A 2,782-nucleotide genomic window follows, 5' to 3' on the forward strand; every position below is an offset into this window, starting at 1 on the left:
TACTGCTCCTGTTACATCATCCTCAGTTGTTGGTTCACCATATTGTTTGTCCACACCTTCTGTTGTTGGCTCATAAGCATCATTATCTGCTTGATTACCTACAGTTACTGGTACTTCGATGTGATCTGTTGTTCCATCTGGATATGTTACCGTCACATCTACGTTTGTTGTTCCTGGTGTATTACCGTCTGGTAATTGTGTTGGATCATCCACTGTGATTGTTGGTTGTTCTTTATCTGATGGATAATCTGGAATTGTTACTGCTCCTGTTACATCATCCTCAGTTGTTGGTTCACCATATTGTTTGTCCACACCTTCTGTTGTTGGCTCATAAGCATCATTATCTGCTTGATTACCTACAGTTACTGGTACTTCGATGTGATCTGTTGTTCCATCTGGATATGTTACCGTCACATCTACGTTTGTTGTTCCTGGTGTATTACCGTCCGGTAATTGGTTCGGATCATCCACTGTGATGACTGGTTGTTCTCCTTCACTTGGATAATCTGGTACTGTAACTGCTCCTGTTACGTCTTCTTCTGTTGTTGGTGTGCCATGGTCTTTGTTAACTTCTTCTACTGTTGGGTCGTAACGATCATTATCTCCTAAATGATTTTCTGAGTCTTTAGGATTTGTTGATTCATTAATCTCGTCATCGTCTTGTACACCATCGCCATCATCATCATTATCATTAATGTCTGGATTTCCGTCTTTATCTGTATCTCTTTGAACTTTAATAACAAAATCTTCACTGGTAGTTGTTCCATTTTCATCAGTTAATGTAACAGTTACAGGGAAATCACGCTCTTCTTCAAATGTACTTGCTGATGAATTACTTGGGTCCCAATTATCTTTCCAGTCATTTACTACTGGTGTGCCAGAAATAATTCCTGTTTCAGGGTCATATGTTACACCTTCTGGTAGCCCTTCAACTGTAACCTCTGCGTCAGGTTTATTAGTATTTATAGTGACTTCTGTAATTGGATTACCTTCAACAACTGTTTGATCATCAATTGGATCAATTTCAGGTTGTACGATATTATCAGCTGCAAATGAATCTGCTCCGATTACATTACCATTAACTACTAATTGAACAGTATATGTTTTTCTACTATCAATATCTTCAGGAACTGTAAATTGTGCTGCTTGCTCTGCTTCAGCTTCATTATTTACTTCAGTTCTTGAAAGTTCTACAGGTTTATCACCTGATGTATCTAACCAAACAATTTCAGTTTTTTCACCTGGATAATACATTGAACTTACATTACTTATAGCTGTATCACCAGGATGAGCTATATTATCAATAGCATCAAAATTAGTAATATCAATATCATATTTAGCTGGATCAGCTACTAATGCAAAATGTACATTATAAGCATATGACTTATTAGGTGCAATAAATGGTACTGAACCAGCATAGTCATTAGGAGAAGTGAATACTGGAGATGAGTAGCCAGTATAACCAGGAACTACATTACCATCTTTATCCATTACATATTGATACATATAATTAACATCAAATTTGTCATCAAATCTTGCAGTATAACTACCATCTACGATTGGTGCAACTACTGTTTGTTGAATGTATTCTGGATTTTTTTTGATTAATTCTTGTTGTGCTTTAATACGTTCATTTACATCGTCTATGCCATTTGTAGTAGAAAGAGCTTGTTTTCCTTCAGGAGTTAACACACTTGTTACTACTCTAAAGCCATCCTTAGCTTCTTCTAAAGTTTGGTCTACAAATGATTCACCAGCTGAAGTAGGATATGTCGTTCCAGTAGTGGTTGTTTCCCACCAAACTTTACCACTTACAGCATAACGATCTTTCTTGTTTATTGAGTCTGGTAGATAAGAAGGGTTACTGTCTGGTCCTTTATCGTCGTATTTCCACTCAGATTCCGGTGTTGTCATCGTTACGTTACTTGGTTTTTCATATACATAAACAGCCGTTCTTTGAATACTATGATTTGCTAGAATAAATTCACCTGTTGGCACTACTGCACCAGAAAATCCTGTTGAATTACCTGGTTGTTTTCTATAAGTAAAGTATTCATTTCCATTTTCTGATTTTTGACCTGGCGCTAACCACATTTTATATTTTTGCCTTGATACAGATTGAAAGTCTGGTTTGTGTAACTTACCATTTGCATCTGTCCAGCCATCGCCTATATCAAATGCGTATGTTCCATTACCACCTTGTCCAGCTCTTGTACCACCTAAATCATGTGTCGTTGCTTGATATACAGGAGATACAGTTCCATCTTTATCCATCCACTGTAAATAAACTTTATAATCATTTAATGCTGTTTGTGAGCCATTAATACCAGGAGTATAGTTATTTGTAGCAACATCTAACCATCCACTAACGATACCTTTTGTTACTTGGAAGTCAGAACCTTTTGTAATCTTTCCTGAAGCAATTGCATCAGCATCAATAATTTCATTTGACGATACAGCTAATGTATTGATAAGTTCGTTTGAAGCAACATTAATTGATTCACTATTGTTAGGTGAAGCAGCTCTCAATGCTGTTGCTAAGGGTTGGCTTTCTTTTTGTTTATTAGCTAAATCTTTAATTAATGCAAGTTGTAATTCTTGTTCACTCATGCTTTCTGTATCTAGACCTAAGTCGCGAATGACTTCTTCAGCTTTTTCGTCCGAAACATTAGCAGCTTCTTTATAATATGTAGCAGCTGTTGCTTCATCTTTCACTTGCGAAATGTCTGAAGTGTTATTTTTAACTTTTTCAGCACTTGGTTGTTCTTCTTTTGTCACTTCT

General features: G+C 36.4%; 1 protein-coding gene. It reads right to left on the bottom strand.

The window, feature by feature from the left end; genetic code table 11:
• Window positions 1–2,782 (bottom strand): Rib/alpha-like domain-containing protein (locus HMPREF3265_RS12745; RefSeq protein ID WP_256323931.1); only part of this gene is annotated, 2,782 nt, incomplete at both ends.

Origin of the sequence: Staphylococcus sp. HMSC62B09, assembly GCF_001839115.1 — a bacterium.
In the GTDB taxonomy this organism is placed as follows: Bacteria; Bacillota; Bacilli; order Staphylococcales; family Staphylococcaceae; genus Staphylococcus; species Staphylococcus haemolyticus.